Raw genomic sequence first — 17,634 nt, forward strand, 5'->3', positions numbered from 1 at the left:
AATCTCAAAGTGAACGCGCGGGAGCGCTCAACTCATCTTCGCCAGAATTTGTTTCGGCTGCAACCGCAGGATCGGGATCATCGCGATCAGCAGCGAGGCCACCACGATCGCGAGCACTGCCACGAACGAGAATGCGGCTGCCGCCACAAGCGCGCCCGCTGGCACGCTCACGTCGCCAACCGCGCTGGTGCTGACAGCGTCCAGCACGTAGTTGGAGATGAAGTACCCGATGACTTCACTGATGACAAGGCCAACGAAGAAGCTGGGGATCGTCAGCATCAACAGCTCAGCGATGAACTGAGCGAATAGACGCCGCTTCGAGTGACCGATCGACAACAGGACGCCGACCTCATGAATGCGTGAGCGGGTCCAGAAGGCCAGAACGAAGATGAGGATGGCCGCGCCCGCGGCGAGCACCGCCCACAGCAGACGTGAGATCAGCGTGGTCAGACCGGCCACGGAGTCAAGAACACCGGCCACGGCCGAGGTATTGTCCTTCAGGTTAAGGCCCTCCGCGAGATTCGCCTTGGCTTCCTTCAGTGTCATATCCAGGTGTTCACGCGAGTCCGTGTAGAACGTGGCGGTACTGACGGCGTCTTTCCCGGCGAGCTGTTGAGCGCTTCTCAAATCCGTGTAGATCGGCGTCTCTTGCCCGCGTTGCGCGTTCTCAGTGGTCTTGTAGATCCCAACCACGGTGAGCTTGACGGTCTCTTCATTCTTCTTCAGCGTCAGCTCGTCGCCGACCTTCAACTTATGCGAGGCCGCATCAGAATCGGAGAGGACCGCACCTCTGCCATCGCGAAGCTTGGCGATGGCGTCGTCAGCTCCCTCCGTGAGCTCGAGCTCTTTCTGCTCGAAGGCCTGAAGCCGGGACAGGTCGCTGACCCCCACCACCGATTGGAAGTTGCCATCCGCGTCCTCCGCCGAGGATAGGAGCGTGAAGTTGTGGCCGACCACGTGCGGGGTTGAGAGCAACGAATCAGCGGCATCCTGGTTAAAATCACCGGCGGGGGAGGTCACCGTGAAACCGGGCGTGACCTGGTTTTCAGCGACGGCGGTGACGGTGCTCAGGGTGCTCGTGATAACTCCTTGCAACACGAACACAGCCGAGATCAGCGTAATGATGAGAGCAAGGACGAGGCTCTTCGTGCGTCGCCGAGCGATGGCGAAGCGTGCTTGTTGCCAGAACGTCATTGACTATCCAATCTGCGTGAGGAGCCGCTTGGGCTTCTTCATCAGCATCGGGAAGGACGCGATGAGAGTGGCCACAATGATGAGTACGACGCCGGCAATGCCGATCGTGATGAGGTGACTCGGCTCGATGGTCACCGTCACGTGATCGATCGTCTTCTGGAAGGTCGACGTGGTGTAGTCGGCCCCCAGGTTGTAGCCCCCACGTATACGGCTGGCAGCTTGAGATGACGCCCTCGACACGATGTTGTTCCCCAAGGCCTGCGCGACCAAGTGGGCAGCGCCGAATGAGGTCCCCAGGGCTAGGACGAATACTATGAGGTTCTCAGTGACGTACTGGGCGAAGATCTTCGTCTTGCTCACGCCGACCGAAAGCAGGATTCCTGTCTCCTTGCGGCGCTCATTGAGCCACAGGAAAAGCACAAGGGCAAGCGCGGCGACTGCGAAGATGGACGTGCCAATAAAGGTAGCTCGCAGCAACGAGTTGATACCGGTCAGCGCAGCGCCGATGCCACCGAAGATGTCGGAGTTCTTGTGGACCAGATAGCGGTTCCAATCAAAAGGAAGCTCCCGCACCTGCTTGATCACCTTATCAAGGTCGCCGACACTCTTGACGAAGAAGACGGCATCGTGGTAGTACTCGTTCTCCGGCGTCAAACCGAAGAGCGAGCGAGCGGTATCGAGATCGGTGAAGAGAGCGTTCTGGTAGAGCTCCGTGCGCGAAGTCGCCCTGCCGTTCCCCTCACCAGTGAACAGCCCCACGATCTCAGATTCGACGGTGGCATTTGAGTGGAAACGATTCTCCGCGTCGTGCTCGTTAGCCTTGAACGTGACCTTGTCACCGATCTTGAAACCGTTCTTCTCCGCGAACTCCTTGTGCACAAGGATCTTGTGGTGATCATCCTCTTTGAGATGACGGCCCTCAACGAGCGTGAACGTGCCCGCACGGAAAGCATTGTCCAGGTCAGAACGGTTGACAGGATTGAGGGGGAGCGCCTTGCCGAATTGCTCCTCGTTCTTCTTGGAGTAGTCATTGGCCTGGCCAGGGAGACGGAAAATCTCAGCGTTGACCACGTCAGCGACCGCGGAATTCATGTTCACCACATATGAGGTGATCCCCTCCAGCTTGGCGACCTGCTCAACCATCGCGCGCGTGACCGTTCCGCCGCCGCGCGCGGTCCCCAGGTTCGTCGCCCGATTGTTCTCAAGCAGGAACCCCGAAAGCACCTGGGAGTTGAGCTCATCACCCGTCTTAGCGACCGATTCACGCACCGCGAATGTCGACAGAAGCAGGGTGGACGCGGTGAGGAGAACCAAAAAAATGGTTAACGATTTCACCAGCTTACGAGTGGCATGAAGCCATGCTCGTCTAAGAAACGACACCAGAAATGTACCTTCCACAACTAGTTCCGATATTGATCGGCCTCATTATAAGGTACAAGTCTATGAACCACCTATGAGCGGGCAATGATCTGCCATAGAAATAAGCGATCACAGTGTGCGCTGGAACACGTGAAGTATTTCTTCAACCCCGAACTCCGCACTTACACGAGGTGGCGTCATGCACACCACAAAGGCGTCATCCTTATCATGCGACAAAGCATCGAGATCGTCAATAATGGCGTCAAGGATCCGCCCCTGCACCCCGATCGCGATGCCACTGCCCGTCAGCGGGCATTGAATCGTCACATGCGAGGCGCAGCGGCACCGCCGAACTGAGTCCTCTCCACGCCCATCGATGGCGCGCGGCCGTGAGCCATATCCTCACGGCCTTTCATCGGCCTACTTCTTAGACGTGAGCCCGCTGCGGAACTCGACGACATCGCCGTCGGCCATGATGTAGTCCTTGCCCTCCATACGGACCCTTCCGGCGGCGCGGGCATCGGCCACGGAGCCGTACTCCATGAGGTCTTCGAAGGAGACGATCTCCGCCTTGATGAAGCCGCGCTCGAAGTCCGTGTGGATGACGCCGGCGGCCTGGGGCGCCGTCGCTCCCTTGCGGATCGTCCAGGCGCGGGCCTCCTTCGGCCCCGCCGTCAAATATGTTTGCAGGCCCAGGGTGTCGAAGCCGACCCGCGCCAACTTGTCCAGGCCGGACTCCTCCTGCCCGTTCTCACGCAGCATTTCCGCGGCCTCCTCGGGTTCCAATTCCACGAGTTCGGCCTCGAACTGGGCATCGAGGAAGATTGCCTCGGCAGGCGCCACCATCGCCCGCAACTCATCCTGGCGGGCCTCGTCGACCAGCCCGGCATCATCCATGTTGAACACGTAGATGACCGGCTTGGTCGTCATGAGTTGGAAGGAACGAAGCGCCTCCTCATCCACACCCGCCTTTTCCGCGGCGCCTGAGACCACGGCGGCGGACAGCATTGTCCCCTCCTCCAGGATCGCCAGCGCTGCCTTCGCCGTCTCCAGCACCACCGGATCTGTCTTCCTGCCGCGCACCTCCTTCTCCAGGCGCGGGACCGCCTTCTCAAGGGTCTGGAGATCGGCCAGCACGAGTTCGGTGGCGATCGTCTCGATGTCCGAGGCCGGGTCCACCCTGCCGTCCACGTGCACGACGTCCGGGTCATCGAAGGCCCGCGTCACCATGCAGATCGCGTCCGCCTCACGGATATTGGCCAGGAACTGGTTGCCCAGCCCCTCGCCCTCGCTCGCGCCGCGCACGATCCCTGCGATGTCCACGAAGGAGACCGTCGCAGGGACCTCCCGCTCGCTGTGGAAGAGCCCCGCCAGGCGCCCCAGCCGCTCATCGGGCAGGGGGACGACGCCGACATTCGGCTCGATCGTCGCGAAGGGGTAGTTGGCGGCCAGGACGGTCGCGCGGGTCAGGGCGTTGAACAGGGTGGACTTGCCGACGTTGGGCAGTCCGACGATTCCGATAGTGAGTGCCACGAGCCGAGTCTAAACGCGCCCACTGACACGCTCGCGCCACCGGCGCCCAACCCGCGGCTCGCCGTCCCCGTCCCGCGCCGCCGACGACGCCGTCGCAGCCTCGCCGAAGCCCGGAGGAGCGGCGCCTCCCCTCAGGCCAGCGCGAGCGCGAGGTCCTGGATGGCGATCGACCACGTCGGGAAGAAGCCGCCGATCCGATTGCTCACCAGGGCGATCGCGAGCGTCCCCGCCACGCAGGCCAGCGCGAGCACGACCAAGCGCGCGCCCACCGGGCGGGCGCCCCGCAGGAGGGCGCGGGCCTTCTTCAGGCGACCGGGGTCGGGCGAGGCCACCGGCGCGCTGCCCTCAGCATCCTCCGGCGCCTCCAGCGAGTCTCGCGATTCCCGCGCGCCCCGGGGCTCCGGCCTCTCCGCCGCCGCCTCCGCGGGCTTATCTGCCGACTCCGCCTCCGCCGGCTCATTCGCCTCCGCCGTCTCCGCCGGCTCATCCACCGACGCCGGCTCATCCGCCTCCGCCGAGGGCTCAGCCGAGCGCGCGCGGCCCGGCAGCAGGCCACCCAGGCCCCGCAAGCGGCGCAGCGGCCCCGGGAAGCTTCCCCCGCGCCACGGGGCGATCGCCGCCACGCTCAGCGCCAGCGCCACAATGCACATGAGGATGATCACCCCGATCCCCCGGATGCCGGTGAACACCTCCCGGAAGCTCCCCCAGGCACCCGTATCGGCCCCGTCTCCGGCACCCGTCGCGGACTCCCCTCCGGACAGCCCGTGCGTCTGCCGGGCGGAGGAGGGTTCCTCAGCGGTCGGCTCCGACAGCGGCGCATCAGCGGCCACCGGGGACTTCAGTTGCTCGCCCCACCAGGACAGCGCCGTCGGGAAGGTCTGGCGCCACAGGGTGGCCGAGTGCCCGCCGGTCTGCGGGGTCACCATCTCCAGGGTGTCCGTGGACGGCACCGCCGAGGGCAGATCCCTGCGCAGGTCCGCGGTGCCCGTGTCATCCTTCGCGGCCATCTGCCACATCCGCAGGCGCTGGTGGGCGCGGGTGCGCAGGAGGGTGCTCAGGGTGTTGGCGCTTTTGAGTTCACGGTTTGTGGACATCGCCCCGGTGAAGGGGACATCGAAGCCGGACATGGCGACCACGTAGCCGAAGGCGTCCGAGCGCATGATCGCCGTCCAGGTCGCGCAGAAGGCCCCTGAGGACACGCCGCCGATCGCCCAGCCCGAGCGGTCCGGGCTCACGTTGGGGAAGGAAGCGCGCACGACGGCGGGAATATCGTCCTGGACCCACGTGCCCACCTGGGCGTGCCCGACGACATCGGCGCAGTCGGGCATCGCGGTCTGGCGGCTGTCGGCGCTCAGATTCGGCATGACGAGGATCGCGGGGGGCATCTTGCCAGAGTCGATCGCCGCCTGCATCGCCGAGGCCACCTTGAGGGCGGTGGTGACGCCGTCGGGACTCCCGGGATCACCGTGGAGCATCATGAGCACGGGGTAGGTCCGGCCGTCATTCGGCGAGTACCCGCGCGGCGTCCATGCCCAGACCTCCTGGGTGACGCCGCTGCGCCGCCCCGTCACGGTGGCCTTCGAGAAGCCCGTGTAGTCCGAGCCGCCCTTGATCGGCGTGAAGGCGGCGGCGTCGGCGGGCATGGGCGAGGGCTGGCTGGTGGGGATCGACGTCGGCTCCTCGGGGAGGGAGAGCACGGCCGGCCCACCGGCGAAGGAGCCCGATCCTCTGACCTGGGCGAGAACGTCCCCAATGGTCCGCACGAAGCCGAGGTGCGCGTTGGCCCGCGCGCTGACGGCGCCGACCACGAGAACCTGGGTGAGGACGACGGCGAGCAGCGCTCCGAGGAGCGAGGCGCGGGGGAAGCGGCGCCGCCCCGGGCGGATCCGCGCCCAGAGGAGAACGGCGGTGGCGAGCATGACGATGACGGCGACGATGCCGATTCCCTGCACGAACGAGGGGGCCACGACGCTGATCTCGGAGATCCCCACACGTTCCAGGCGCGTGGCGGCGGGGCCATTCAGGGATGCGGCCAGCGGTGCGGATACAACGAGAGGCAGATCAGGCACGGGGCACATGATGCAACACCCGCACCGCGACGAAGGGGGACCTTACGGCCTCTCATTCGTGTCAGATCCCTGTGGTGCCATAGGTCCATGACCGATACCCTCCCCCACCTGGCAGCCCTCATTGTCGCCCTCATCGTTGGCCTCATAGTGGGGTTGATCACTGGGGTCGCGCTCGGCAGTGCCCGGGCGCAGGCCCGCTCCGCCACCCTCGCCAATGGCGATGACACCACCTCCCGGCTGCGCGCCGAGGCCGCCGGATGGCGCGCCCGCGCCGAGGAACTGGAGTCCCGCGCCCAGATCGCCGAGGAGCGCTCTGATCGGGACGCCTCCGTTCTACGGGCTCTGGCACCGGTGAGGGCCCAGCTCGAACGGGTCGGGGCGAGGGTGGAGGAGATGGAGCGCCAGCGCGCCGCCCAGCACGCCACCCTCACCGAGCAACTGCGGGCCGGCGCCGCCTCCGAGAAGGAGCTGCGCCGGGCCACCACCGCCCTGGAGGGGGCGCTGCGCTCCCGCAGCGCCCGGGGCCTGTGGGGCGAGGTGGAACTCTCCCGCGTCCTGGAGGCCTCGGGGATGATGCGGCATGTCGACTTCTCCGAGCAGCGCGGCCTGACCGGCCTGGCCCCTGCCGGGGCGCGCGGCGCCGGGGGCGGTGCCACCGGCCGGCCCGACGTCGTCGTCCACCTGCCGGGGAAGGCGCACGTGGCAGTGGACGCGAAGGTGCCGCTCGATTCCTACCTGCGGGCCTGCGGCCTGGACGGCTCGCGGCGCGCCGCGGCTAAGACCGTGGATTCCTCGCGGGCCGAGGATGGGGCGGGCGAGGCGCGCGGCATCTCGCCGGATGAGCGCGGCCGCCTCCTGCAAGCCCACGCCAAGGCCCTGCGCTCGCATATTGACGCCCTGGCCGGCCGCCACTACGACCGCTCACTCGAGGGCTCGCCCGAGATGGTCGTGCTCTTCATCCCCGCTGAGCCGATCCTGTCCGCCGCGCTCGACGCCGATCCCACGCTCATGGACCACGCCCTCGATCGCGGCGTCGCCCTGACCACACCGGCCTCCCTCCTGGCCCTGCTGCGCACCTGCGCCCTGGCGTGGGCGCACACGGCGGTCAATGAGGAGGCCGGCGAACTCCTGGCCCTGGGGCGCGTCCTCTACCAGCGTCTGGAAACGGTCGCCGATCACCTCACCGCCCTCGGCAAGGCGCTGACCCGCTCGGTGTCCGCCTACAACAGGGTGGTGGGCTCCGTGGAGTCCCGTCTGCTCGTGACCGCCCGCGGCTTCGAGTCCCTGGGTGAGGGCCTTCCCAGTCCCTCCCCCATCGGCTTGGAGGACGCCCAGGTGCGCTCCTTCAGCGCCCCCGAACTCACGGGCGGGCAGGATGAGTAGGGCCCTGCGCCCCGCTCCCCCTCACCGGCCCACTGGGGAGCGTTGCCGGGCGTCAGCAGGTGTGGTTGGCGACGGGCTCGCGCCGGCGATGCTCCGGCGCGGAGTCCCCGGCAGCGGCCTTGAGGTCGGCGCGCAGGTTCTTGGGAAGGGAGAAGGTGATCTTCTCCGTGGCGGTGCGTACCTCCTCCACGTCCGTGAAACCCAGGGCCCCCAGGTGCTCGATGACCTCGCGCACGAGGATCTCGGGCACCGAGGCGCCGCTGGTCAGGCCCACGGTGCGGGCGCCGTCGAACCAGGCGTCGTCGATCTCGCGCGCGTAGTCCACGCGGTAGGCGGCCGGGGCGCCCGCCTCCAACGCCACTTCTTTGAGGCGCACCGAGTTCGAGGAGTTCCCCGATCCCACCACGAGCATGACGTCGGCTCGCGGCGCGATCGCCTTGACCGCGGCCTGCCGGTTCTGAGTGGCGTAGCAGATGTTGTCCGTGGGCGGGTCTATCAGCTCGGGGAAGCGCTCGCGCAGGAGGCGCACCGTCTCCAGGGTCTCGTCCACCGACAGCGTGGTCTGGCTGATCCAGGCGACCTTCGAGGGGTCGCGCACCACCACGCGGTCCACCTCCTCGGGGCCGTTGACCACCTGGATGCGCTCGGGCGCCTCTCCCTGCGTGCCCTCGACCTCCTCATGGCCCGTGTGGCCGACGAGGATGATGTCGTAGTCGTCACCAGCGAAGCGCACCGCCTGCTTGTGGACCTTGGTCACCAAGGGGCAGGTCGCGTCAATCGTCTGAAGGAGGCGGGCCGCGGCCTGCTCGTGCACCTCCGGCGCCACGCCGTGCGCGGAGAAGACGACGCGCGCGCCCTCGGGCACCTCATCGGTCTCGGAGACGAAGATCGCGCCGCGCTTGGTCAGGGCCTCCACGACGTACTTGTTGTGGACGATCTCCTTGCGCACGTAGATCGGCGTCCCATAGTGGGCCAGCGCCTGCTCGACGGCGTCGACCGCCCGGTCCACGCCGGCGCAGTAGCCGCGCGGGGCGGCCACGAGGATCCGCTTCGCCCCGCCCGCGGGCGGGATCACGGGGGCGGTGGGGGGCGCGGGAGAATCTGTCACGGTCTCACTGTGCCACAGCGCCGCCCCGGCCCCCAGGCGGGAGCGTGGCACAGTGGTGCATGTGACACAGCCCCCCGCACCGGGCCAGGCCCGGCCGCTCGCCCGCCTCGCCCGCGAGACCACCGCGGAGAACCCGTGGCCCCTGCGCCTGCTGGCAACGAAGATCGAGGAGTACGTCTCCAAGATGACGCGGGTGTGGGTGGAGGGGCAGGTGGTCCAGCTCAGCCGCCGCCCCGGCGCCGGCATGCAGTTCCTCACCCTGAGGGACACCGACGCCGATGTCTCCCTCTCCGTGTCCCTCTACACGCGCACCCTGGCGGCCATCGACCGCGCCCTGCCCGAGCCCCTGGACTCCGGTGCCCGCGTGGTGGTCCAGGGCCGCCCCACGTACTGGACCAAGCGCGGCACGCTCCAGCTCCTGGCCGAGGACATCCGGCTGGTCGGCGTCGGGGACCTCCTTGCGCGCATCGAGCAGCTGCGCCGGATGCTCGCCGCCGAGGGCCTGTTCGACGCCGAGCGCAAGCGCCCCCTGCCCTTCCTCCCCCGGCGGGTCGGGCTCGTCTGCGGGCGCGGTTCCAAAGCTGAGGACGACGTCGTGGTCAACGCGCGCCTGCGCTGGCCGGGCCTGCCCTTCGAGATCCGTGAGGTCGCCGTGCAGGGCGCGAGCGCCGTGCGGGAGGTGACGGCCGCGATCCGGGAGCTCGACGCGATGGAGGGGATCGATGTCATCGTCGTGGCGCGTGGCGGCGGTGCCGTCGAGGACCTGCTGCCCTTCTCCGATGAGGGGCTCGTGCGCGCGGCAGCCGCGGCCCGCACCCCGCTGGTCTCGGCGATCGGGCACGAGACCGACTGCCCCCTGCTCGACCTCGTGGCTGATTACCGCGCCTCCACCCCCACCGATGCCGCCCGGCGTATCGTGCCCGACCTCGCCCAGGAGACCGTCGGCCTGGACAGCGCCCGAGCCCGCCTGCGGGAGATCCTCGCCCAGCGGCTCGACGCCGAGCAGCGGGGGCTCGATCAGGTGCGCGCCCGCCCGATCATGACCGATCCCTCCGTCATCATCCGCGACCGCCTCACCGAGCTCGACACCGCCCGCGAGCGCATCCGCCGCGGCCTCGACCACGCGCTGACGCTGGCCTCCTCGGACCTGAGGGCGGAGCGGGCACGCCTGACGGCGCTGTCCCCGCAGGGAGTGCTCGATCGCGGCTACACGATCCTGCGCCGCCCGGGGGGCGCCGTCATCACGAGCGCGGAGGATGTCAAGAAGGGCGATCTCATCGAGGGGATCCTCGCCTCTGGGCGGCTCGTCGCCCAGGTGGTGGGCGCCACGAAGCCCGCCTCGCAGGTCCCCACGGCCGACTGAGCCGACGGGGCGGCCGCCCCCTCATCCTTCAAGGCTCGCGCCGAGCGGGCCTCGGGGCGCCCCCGCCACTCCCTCCGCGACTTCTCCGCGATACCGCGCTTCTGGGCCCACTGACGTGCGAGAATCACGCCATGAGCCTGAGCCCCGACTCCCCCGTCTCCGGCGACGACGTCGCCACGCTCTCCTATGAGCAGGCCCGCGAAGAACTGATCGGCGTCGTGCAGCGCCTGGAGGCCGGTCAGGTCCCGCTGGAGGACGCGCTGTCCCTGTGGGAGCGGGGCGAGGCCTTGGCCGCCCGCTGCCAGGCCTGGCTCGACGACGCTCGCGCCCGGCTGGCCGCCGTCGCGTCCCCGGATCAGGATCAGGGCTGACCCCCCGGCCCACCAACCGCCGTCACTGGAGCGAAGGAGCCCATCATGACCACTGCTACCGCTGAGAACGCCGCTGTCACCCCCTCCGCTCCTGGACCCGCCGGGACCGCGCTCGTCATCGGGGAGGCACTGGTCGACGTCGTCATCCACCCCGGCGCAGAGCCGGTGGACATCCCGGGCGGCTCGCCGGCAAACGTGGCGCTCGGCCTGGCTCGCCTTGGCCGTGACGCCGAGCTCGACTGCTGGATCGCCGACGATGAGCGCGGCCGCGCGATCCGCTCACACCTGGTCTCCGACGGTGTGCGCCTCACCCCAGGTTCGGACGGCGCCGAGCGGACCTCCACAGCCCAAGCGACCATCGGCGAGGACCGGGCGGCTACCTATGTCTTCGACCTCGACTGGAACCCGCCCTACCCGGCCCCCGCTGAGCCGCCGATCCTCGTCCACACGGGCTCGATCGCGGCGATCCTGGAGCCGGGCGCGCTGACGGTGGAGCAGGTGCTGCGCGACTTCCGCGCTTCAGCGACCGTCTGCTATGACCCCAACGCCCGCCCCCAGCTCATGGGAGAGCCCGGCGAGGCGCGCGCGATCGTGGAGCGCCTCGTGGCCCTGTCCGATCTGGTCAAGTGCTCCGATGAGGACGTGGCCTGGTTCTACGGCATCGATGAGGCCGACGATCACGCCCTCGAAGGCGTCCTTGAGGGCTGGCTCCGGATGGGGCCGGCGATCGTCGTCGTCACCCGCGGCAAGCGTGGGGCGCTGGCCCTGACCTCCTCGGGGCTGCGCTTAGAGGTGCCCGCGGACCCGGGCGTCGTCGTGGCGGACACGGTGGGCGCGGGCGACTCCTTCATGGGGGGCCTGGAGGACGGCCTGTGGTCCGAGGGGCTCGTGGGCGCCCATCGGCGCGAGGCCCTGCGCGCGATCGACGCCGACGCGCTGGAGCGGGTGGTGCGCCACGCCTCGCGCATCGCGGACATCACCGTCTCCCGGGCAGGAGCCAACCCGCCCACCCGCGCCGAACTCGCCTGAGCCCGCGAGATCGATCCGGGCGCCGCGGAGCCGTCAATGAGCCCCGGTCCGCGTCGAGTGCCCTTCAGCGCCCCATGCGGCGCTCGCGCCCGGCATAGTCGCGCAGGGCGCGCAGGAAGTCGACGCGGCGGAAGGCCGGCCAGTTGACCTCGCAGAAGTAGAACTCAGAGTGGACCGACTGCCACAGGAGGAAGCCTGAGAGCCGCTGCTCGCCGGAGGTGCGGATGAGCAGGTCGGGGTCGGGCTGGCCCTTGGTGTAGAGGTGCTCGGTGATGTCCTCCTCGCTCAGGGAGGCAGCCACCTCCTCCAGGCTCGCCCCAGCGGCGGCGCGCTCGCGCAGGATCTCGCGGACGGCGTCGGCGATCTCCTGGCGCCCCCCGTAGCCGACGGCAATATTGACCTCCATCCGCCGATCCGCCTCCCCAGCCTGGCCGGGCTCAGCGCCAGAAGCGGTGGTGGCGACGGCGGCGCGCAGTCGCGCTGCGACCTCGGCGGGCAGGAGGTCAACGGCGCCCACGAGGCGCACCCGCCACCGGCCGCTTCCCGACAGGTCCTCCACGGCCTGGGCGATGATGTCGAGCAGGGGGGCGAGCTCGGCGGGATCGCGTGAGAGGTTGTCCGTGCTCAGCAGCCACAGCGTGACCACGGTGACGCTCGCGTCGTCCGCCCAGCCGAGGAACTCCTTGATCTTGTCCGCCCCGCGCTTGTGCCCCTGGGAGGCGCCAATCCCCAGGGCCTTGGCCCAGCGGCGGTTGCCGTCGAGGATGACGCCGACATGGCGGGGCGCGCGGGAGGAGTCGAGGCGCGCGGACAGACGGCGCTCATAGAGCTGGTAGAGGAAGCCGTCCGCCATGTCTCTCCTTCGCATGCGCGCGCGGGCCCGGCCGTCTGGGGCGCCGGGATGCGCCGTGGAACCAACGTTATCGCGCGCGCCGCCCGCGGGCGGCGGTCCTTCCTCCCCACTCGAACCTACGGTACCGTAGGTTCGGGCGCCGCCCCCGATACCCCCATCGGCGCCCGCCAGGAGGTTCCATGCGCGCAGACGCGGATCCGCGCCGTGACGCGCCTGAGGCCGCCCCGCACCAGGAGCGGGCCACTGGCCGCCGACCCGCGCGGGCGCCGGCCCTGATCACACCCATCAAGCCCAGGCTGCGGGGCTGGATCCACGCGATCACGGCGCCCTTGGCCCTGGCCGCCTGCATCGTCCTGACCGCTCTGGCCGACGGCGCTGCCCTGATGTGGTCCAGCGCCGTGTACCTGGTGTGCTCACTGCTGCTGTTCGCCAACTCGGGCCTCTACCACCTGGGCAAAGGGCGCTTCCCATGCTCAGTCTCCGGCGCCCTGCAGCGCGTCGACCACGCCAATATCTACCTGCTCATCGCCGGGACCTACACGCCCCTGTCGGTGGCGCTGCTCGACGCGGCGACGGCGCGCCTGGTGCTCGGCATCGTCTGGGGAGGCGCGGCGGCCGGGATCGTCATGTCCCTCATATGGACGGGCGCCCCGCGTTGGCTGAGGACGGCCCTGTACATCGCCCTGGGCTGGGTGGCGATCTGGTTTCTGCCCTCCTTCTGGCGCTCGGGAGGGCCCGCGATCGTGTGGCTGCTCATGGTCGGGGGGCTGGCCTACACGGTCGGCGCGATCGTGTACGCGCGCAAGCGCCCCGACCCCCTCCCCGGCTGGTTCGGCTTCCACGAGGTGTTCCACGCCTGCACGGTGGTGGCATGGGCCTGTGATGCCGTGGCCTGCTACATCGCGGTTCTCGGCTGATCCCAGTCAGGCCGGGAGCACGGGGCCCCGGCCGCCACAGGCGCGACGCGCGCCCACAGGCGCCATCCGCGCCGAGCGGTGCGCGCTGCCCGCACCGCTGGGAGCGAACGGCACCACTGGGCGCGAAAAGCGCCTGTCGATGAGCCGCCACCACCGATCTCGCGAGCCGCGAGCCCGGCTGGCGCTCGATTCCCAGGGCGCTCGCAGGCGCGGAGGGGTAGACTCGCCCCTCATACACGCCGCCCCGGGCGCCCACCGCGCATCGGGGCATTGCCACGGCACCGTCGTCGGCGCGTCACCGATCAACCAGATCACCACAATCGAGGAGAACCCCATGGCCGCGGACACCGAGAAGCAGGGAACCTGGCTGACCCAGGAGGCCTTCGACCGCCTGAGCGCCGAGCTCGAGCACCGCAAGGGCGAGGAGCGCAAGGAGATCGCCCAGCGCGTCGAGGCGGCCCGACAGGAGGGCGACCTGCGGGAGAACGCCGGGTACCACGCCGCCCGCGAGGAGGCCGCCCTCAACGAGGCCCGCATCATCGCCCTGACCGAGACGCTGGAGAACGCCCAGATCGGCGAGGCCGCCGACGATGGCACCGTCTCCGCGGGCACGATCGTCACCGCCAAGGTGGCCGGCAAGGAGCAGCGCTTCGCCCTGGGCGGTCAGGAGATCGCCGAGGACGTCCCCGAGGGCGTCAAGGTCTTCTCCCCCGACGCCCCGCTCGGCAAGGCCCTCATGGGGCACGCCGCGGGTGAGAAGGTCTCCTACGACGCCCCGAACGGCAAGAGGATCACCGCGGAGATCCTCAAGGTCGGCCGCGTCTGACACCGCGCCGCCGTTCATTCCCGCTCCTCGCCTTGAGCGAAGGGAGCGGGGATGGGGCGATTCGGCCAGCAGCGGGGCGGTAGCCTTCTCCTATGAACACTCCGTCCCGCAATCACGTCATCCCCGGCCGCGAGGAGCCCGTGCTCCCCGAGCCCGGCAGCCACGTCGTCCTCGGCGCTCCCCTGACCGGCCCCTGGCCCGAGGGCACCGAGGTCCTCTACCTCGCTGGCGGCTGCTTCTGGGGCGTGGAGCGGATCATGTGGCGTCAGCCCGGCGTCGTCGCCACCTCGGTGGGCTATATGGGCGGCACCACCCCCAACCCCACTTACCAGGAGGTCTGCACAGCGCGGACCGGCCATGCCGAGACCGTCCTGGTGGCGTACAACCCGGCGGTCGCGGGGCGCGGCGGGGAGGCGCTGCTGCGCGCCTTCTGGGAGAACCACGACTCCACCCGGCTCAACCGCCACGGCAACGACATCGGCCCCCAGTACCGCTCCGCCGTCTGGACGACGACACCCGAGCAGTACGCGGTGGCGATCGCCACTCATCAGGCCTTCCAGGGCGAGTTGAGCCGGCTCGGGCTGAGGCGCTCCGTGACGACGATCGATCCGGCGTCGGCGCAGTACGCGGAGTTCGGCGGCCCCTACTACCTGGCGGAGGACTACCACCAGGGCTACCTGGAGAAGAACCCCGGCGGCTACTGCAACCACGGGCCCAATGGCGTCACCTGCCCCGTGGGGATCGCGAATCTCCCCTCGCAGGTGGATGTGCTGCCCCCGCAGCAGGTGTGAGCCGGAGAAATGGCGCGGTTTGAGGATTCCTTTTTCTGACACCTAGACACATCCCAGATAGTCGCAGGTCAAAGCGGTACACGCTCGCCTGTCGCTCGCGCGCAGGCCGATTCGACCCCGAGCAATCCTCAAAGCGCGCCATTCCGGCGAGCAGGGGCGCCGGATCAGGCGCCGGTGGCGAGGCCCCAGGCAACGAGGAGCATGACGACGCCGACGAGCGCGTCGACGATCCTCCAAGTGCGGGGGCTCGCGAGCAGCCCGGACAGCGCACGCGCCCCGAGGCCGAGCCCGGTGAACCAGATGACGGAGCCGGCGATGGCCCCAGCGGCCGCCCACCAGCGATCGGGGCCGAAATGGTTGGTGACCGTGCCGAGCATGAGCACGGTGTCGAGGTACACATGGGGGTTGAGCCAGGTCAGGGCGAGTGTTGTGAGGGCCACTGAGCCCGCGCCCCGCGAGGCGGCCTCCTTCAGGGCGCCGGGCCGCAGTGCCGAGCGGAACGAGTTGATCGCGAACAGGACCAAGTAGGCGACACCTCCCCAGCGCAGGGCCTCCAGCACCCAGGGAGCCAGGGCGGACACGGCCCTGATCGCGCCCGTCCCCACGGCGATGAGGATGGCGTCGGAGAGGGCGCAGATGAGGATGACGAGCCCGATGTGCTCACGTCGCACGCCCTGGCGGAGCACCCAGGCGTTCTGCGCGCCGATGGCCACGATGAGCCCCAGCCCCGTGCCGAGTCCGGCGAGGGCGGGGGCCAAGCAGGAGGGCAGCCCAGTCATGGTCCGGGATGGTAGAGGATGCGGGCGCCCGCGGACCGCGCCCACTCGCATGGCGGTCAGCGGCGAGGACCACGCGCGCTCAGGCGCCGCCCCACGCCATGTGCCAGGATCAGCCCATGAGCGATGACAGGCACTCGGGCGGGAACGGACACCGCGCCAGGCACGACGGCGGCGATCGGCGCGGGGGCGACCGCGGTTATCGGGGCGGGCGCCGCCGCTACGACGACGAGCCGCGCGACGGGGAGTTGAGCGACCTCATCGGCCACCTCCACGCCCTGGACGGGCGCGCCTACCCGGCCTACCGGGCGATCCTCGGGCGCTACCTGGCGCCCGAGGGATGGGCGCTCCACATCGACCGGGTCCAGGCCGACCCCTATGCCCCGCCGACGCGCATCCGGGTCACCGCGCCCGCCTCCCTGCCCTCGCTGGCGCTCCTGGCGCGAGAGGGCCTACTGGCGACGGCGGACCGCCGCCTCGCGCTCGCTGATTTCCTCACCCGCGAGATCCACGCGGGCTTCAAGGGCACCGCCCTGTCCATCGCGGCGCCCGGCCAGGAGATCCTGGAGCGCTCCGCCGTCGTCCTCCTCCCGGCCGCGACCGGCGCTGAGGACGCCGGGGCCTGGACCATCGAGGTCCGCGCCCGCATGGCCCTTCCCGCCCAGGGCCGCTCCATCCAGGGCCATGAGGCCGCCAGGATCGTCGGCCGGGATCTCGTCCGCGAGATCGAGACGGCCCTGAGCCTCACGGGCGCGCGCGCTGAGCGACTCCTCGCCCATGTGGAGGCCCTGGAGGACCACCGGGCCCTCACGGCGGCGGTCCGGGAGGCGGGCTGGGTTTCCTTCCTCGCCGATGGCTCCCTCCTGCCGCGCCGATCCGGGGTGAGCGATGAGCCGCTGCGCTCGGGCGGCGTCGCCCTGAGAGCACCGGAATCCCTGGCCGCCACGGTCGTCCTCCCCCATGCCGGGGCGGTCCGCGGCACGGCCGTGCCGAAGGGCGTGACGGTGATCGTCGGCGGCGGCTACCACGGCAAGTCGACACTGCTGGCGGCGATCGAGAGGGGCGTCTACCCGCATGTGCCAGGCGATGGGCGCGAACTCGTGGCCACCGTCCCCGACGCCGTCAAGGTGCGGGCCGCCGATGGTCGGGCCGTCACTGGCGTCGACCTCACGCCCTTCATCTCCCACCTGCCCGCGGGCCGGGACACGGCCGCCTTCACCACCCGCAACGCCTCGGGATCGACCTCCCAAGCCGCTGCGATCGTCGAGGCCATCGAGGCGGGGGCCACGGCGCTGCTCCTCGATGAGGACACCTCGGCCACGAACCTGCTCATCCGCGACGCGCGCATGCGCTCGCTCGTGGCCGCCGAGCGCGAGCCGATCACTCCGCTGGTGGACAGGGTGGGGGCGCTGTCCTCGCGCTTGGGCGTCTCTACGGTCATGGTCATGGGCGGTTCCGGCGACTACCTGGACGTGGCCGACCATGTCCTCCTCCTGGACTCCTACGAGTTGCGCGACGCCACCGAGCAGGCGCGAGCCGTCGTCGTGGAGCAGCCCCGGGAGGGGACCGCGCTGGAGGACTTCCCGCTCGGCTCCGGCCGCGTCCCGGCCCCCGCCCCGGCGCGCGCTCGGCGCGGTCCGATCCGCACCCGCGCCCGGGGGACCGACGCTCTGACCCTGGACCGCGAGGAGGTCGACATCTCGGATGTGGCCGGGATCGTGGACCCGGGCCAGGCCGAGGCGGCGGCCCATGCCCTGCGCGCCCTGCTGGAACGGCGCTTCGACGCCGCCTCCACACTGCGCGAGTGCCTCGATGACCTGGAGGCCCTGCTCGACGACGAGGGCCTGGACGCGCTTGACGAGGGCGGGGCGTTCCTCGTACGGCCCCGGATGGTGGACGTGGCGGCGGCCGTCAACCGCTACCGGCCGCTCGAGGTGGGCTGACCGAGCGGGCACCGCCCAGTCCCCTGCCCCCCGGGAAGCGGGAAGCGGGCCCGGTGATCTCGCGGTCACCGGGCCCGCTCGCGGGCAGGAGCGCCGTCTGAGCGCGGTGGTCCGGCTCA

16 protein-coding genes are annotated in these 17,634 nt (G+C 69.8%); 9 read left to right on the plus strand and 7 right to left on the minus strand.

Going from position 1 to position 17,634, the window contains the following annotated elements; translation table 11 throughout:
* Positions 1-27: 27 nt before the first annotated feature.
* Positions 28-1,194 carry an ABC transporter permease gene (locus tag GVV75_RS01020; protein WP_159813079.1) on the minus strand — a complete coding sequence of 389 codons (1,167 nt, stop codon included), beginning with the start codon at positions 1,192-1,194 and terminating at the stop codon, positions 28-30.
* Positions 1,195-1,197: 3 nt separating this feature from the next.
* A complete protein-coding gene (locus GVV75_RS01025) occupies positions 1,198-2,529 on the minus strand; it encodes an ABC transporter permease (RefSeq protein WP_159717421.1) in 1,332 nt (443 codons plus the stop codon).
* Positions 2,530-2,703: 174 nt separating this feature from the next.
* Here GVV75_RS01025 and GVV75_RS01030 point away from each other — a divergent pair, with 174 nt between their 5' ends.
* Positions 2,704-2,910: a hypothetical protein gene (locus GVV75_RS01030; protein WP_159522039.1), complete on the plus strand. Its 207-nt coding sequence runs from the start codon at positions 2,704-2,706 to the stop codon at positions 2,908-2,910.
* A gap of 63 nt (positions 2,911-2,973) precedes the next feature.
* Here GVV75_RS01030 and ychF read toward each other — a convergent pair whose 3' ends face one another.
* A complete protein-coding gene (gene ychF / locus GVV75_RS01035; RefSeq protein WP_159522038.1) occupies positions 2,974-4,086 on the minus strand; it encodes a redox-regulated ATPase YchF in 1,113 nt (370 codons plus the stop codon).
* A 131-nt stretch (positions 4,087-4,217) separates the two neighbouring features.
* A complete protein-coding gene (locus GVV75_RS01040) occupies positions 4,218-6,155 on the minus strand; it encodes an alpha/beta hydrolase (RefSeq protein ID WP_159813080.1) in 1,938 nt (645 codons plus the stop codon).
* An 87-nt stretch (positions 6,156-6,242) separates the two neighbouring features.
* Between GVV75_RS01040 and rmuC the strand changes: the two genes are divergently transcribed.
* Positions 6,243-7,538 carry a DNA recombination protein RmuC gene (rmuC, locus tag GVV75_RS01045; protein WP_159813082.1) on the plus strand — a complete coding sequence of 432 codons (1,296 nt, stop codon included), beginning with the start codon at positions 6,243-6,245 and terminating at the stop codon, positions 7,536-7,538.
* Between the two features lie 52 nt (positions 7,539-7,590).
* On the opposite strand, the gene GVV75_RS01050 is transcribed toward rmuC, so the two are convergent.
* Entirely contained in the window at positions 7,591-8,646 is a 1,056-nt protein-coding gene (locus GVV75_RS01050) for a 4-hydroxy-3-methylbut-2-enyl diphosphate reductase (protein ID WP_235904879.1), read from the minus strand.
* 52 nt (positions 8,647-8,698) lie between these two features.
* On the opposite strand from GVV75_RS01050, the gene xseA reads away from it, so the two are divergent.
* The 3 genes from xseA (at position 8,699) to GVV75_RS01065 (ending at position 11,409) form a co-directional block, all read left to right on the plus strand.
* Positions 8,699-10,009, plus strand: a complete 1,311-nt coding sequence (gene xseA / locus GVV75_RS01055; protein WP_201288677.1) for an exodeoxyribonuclease VII large subunit — start codon at positions 8,699-8,701, stop codon at positions 10,007-10,009.
* 131 nt (positions 10,010-10,140) lie between these two features.
* On the plus strand, positions 10,141-10,380 hold the full coding sequence (locus GVV75_RS01060) for an exodeoxyribonuclease VII small subunit (RefSeq protein WP_159522035.1): 240 nt from the start codon (positions 10,141-10,143) through the stop codon (positions 10,378-10,380).
* A 45-nt stretch (positions 10,381-10,425) separates the two neighbouring features.
* Positions 10,426-11,409 (plus strand): PfkB family carbohydrate kinase, encoded by a 984-nt coding sequence (locus GVV75_RS01065; RefSeq protein ID WP_159522034.1) that lies wholly within the window; start codon positions 10,426-10,428, stop codon positions 11,407-11,409.
* 64 nt (positions 11,410-11,473) lie between these two features.
* Here the strand turns inward: GVV75_RS01065 and GVV75_RS01070 are convergent, their stop codons facing one another.
* Positions 11,474-12,262: an isoprenyl transferase gene (locus tag GVV75_RS01070; RefSeq protein ID WP_159522033.1), complete on the minus strand. Its 789-nt coding sequence runs from the start codon at positions 12,260-12,262 to the stop codon at positions 11,474-11,476.
* A gap of 179 nt (positions 12,263-12,441) precedes the next feature.
* Between GVV75_RS01070 and trhA the strand changes: the two genes are divergently transcribed.
* The 3 genes from trhA to msrA all read left to right on the plus strand — a co-directional run bounded on the left by trhA (position 12,442) and on the right by msrA (position 14,796).
* Complete coding sequence (trhA, locus tag GVV75_RS01075) at positions 12,442-13,179, plus strand: PAQR family membrane homeostasis protein TrhA (protein WP_159813084.1); 738 nt, start codon at positions 12,442-12,444, stop codon at positions 13,177-13,179.
* 334 nt (positions 13,180-13,513) lie between these two features.
* Positions 13,514-14,005 (plus strand): GreA/GreB family elongation factor, encoded by a 492-nt coding sequence (locus GVV75_RS01080; protein WP_159522029.1) that lies wholly within the window; start codon positions 13,514-13,516, stop codon positions 14,003-14,005.
* Positions 14,006-14,097: 92 nt separating this feature from the next.
* On the plus strand, positions 14,098-14,796 hold the full coding sequence (gene msrA, locus GVV75_RS01085; RefSeq protein ID WP_159522027.1) for a peptide-methionine (S)-S-oxide reductase MsrA: 699 nt from the start codon (positions 14,098-14,100) through the stop codon (positions 14,794-14,796).
* Between the two features lie 164 nt (positions 14,797-14,960).
* Here msrA and GVV75_RS01090 read toward each other — a convergent pair whose 3' ends face one another.
* The gene (locus tag GVV75_RS01090; protein ID WP_175994064.1) at positions 14,961-15,575 is read right to left on the minus strand and encodes a LysE/ArgO family amino acid transporter; all 615 of its coding nucleotides are present in this window, start codon (positions 15,573-15,575) and stop codon (positions 14,961-14,963) included.
* Between the two features lie 116 nt (positions 15,576-15,691).
* Here GVV75_RS01090 and GVV75_RS01095 point away from each other — a divergent pair, with 116 nt between their 5' ends.
* Positions 15,692-17,515, plus strand: coding sequence for an ABC-ATPase domain-containing protein (locus GVV75_RS01095; RefSeq protein ID WP_159813086.1), 1,824 nt, complete (start codon positions 15,692-15,694; stop codon positions 17,513-17,515).
* Positions 17,516-17,634 lie beyond the last annotated feature (119 nt).

This window comes from Actinomyces sp. zg328 (genome assembly GCF_009829635.1).
GTDB classification, from domain to species: domain Bacteria; phylum Actinomycetota; class Actinomycetes; order Actinomycetales; family Actinomycetaceae; genus Actinomyces; species Actinomyces marmotae.

Coding starts and splice junctions, on each gene's coding strand:
- GVV75_RS01070 (WP_159522033.1), bottom strand. CDS start 12,262: ATGGCGGACGGCTTCCTCTACCAGCTCTATGAGCGCCGTCTGTCCGCG.
- msrA (WP_159522027.1), top strand. CDS start 14,098: ATGAACACTCCGTCCCGCAATCACGTCATCCCCGGCCGCGAGGAGCCC.
- GVV75_RS01080 (WP_159522029.1), top strand. CDS start 13,514: ATGGCCGCGGACACCGAGAAGCAGGGAACCTGGCTGACCCAGGAGGCC.
- GVV75_RS01095 (WP_159813086.1), top strand. CDS start 15,692: ATGAGCGATGACAGGCACTCGGGCGGGAACGGACACCGCGCCAGGCAC.
- GVV75_RS01020 (WP_159813079.1), bottom strand. CDS start 1,194: ATGACGTTCTGGCAACAAGCACGCTTCGCCATCGCTCGGCGACGCACG.
- GVV75_RS01065 (WP_159522034.1), top strand. CDS start 10,426: ATGACCACTGCTACCGCTGAGAACGCCGCTGTCACCCCCTCCGCTCCT.
- GVV75_RS01090 (WP_175994064.1), bottom strand. CDS start 15,575: ATGACTGGGCTGCCCTCCTGCTTGGCCCCCGCCCTCGCCGGACTCGGC.
- rmuC (WP_159813082.1), top strand. CDS start 6,243: ATGACCGATACCCTCCCCCACCTGGCAGCCCTCATTGTCGCCCTCATC.
- trhA (WP_159813084.1), top strand. CDS start 12,442: ATGCGCGCAGACGCGGATCCGCGCCGTGACGCGCCTGAGGCCGCCCCG.
- GVV75_RS01060 (WP_159522035.1), top strand. CDS start 10,141: ATGAGCCTGAGCCCCGACTCCCCCGTCTCCGGCGACGACGTCGCCACG.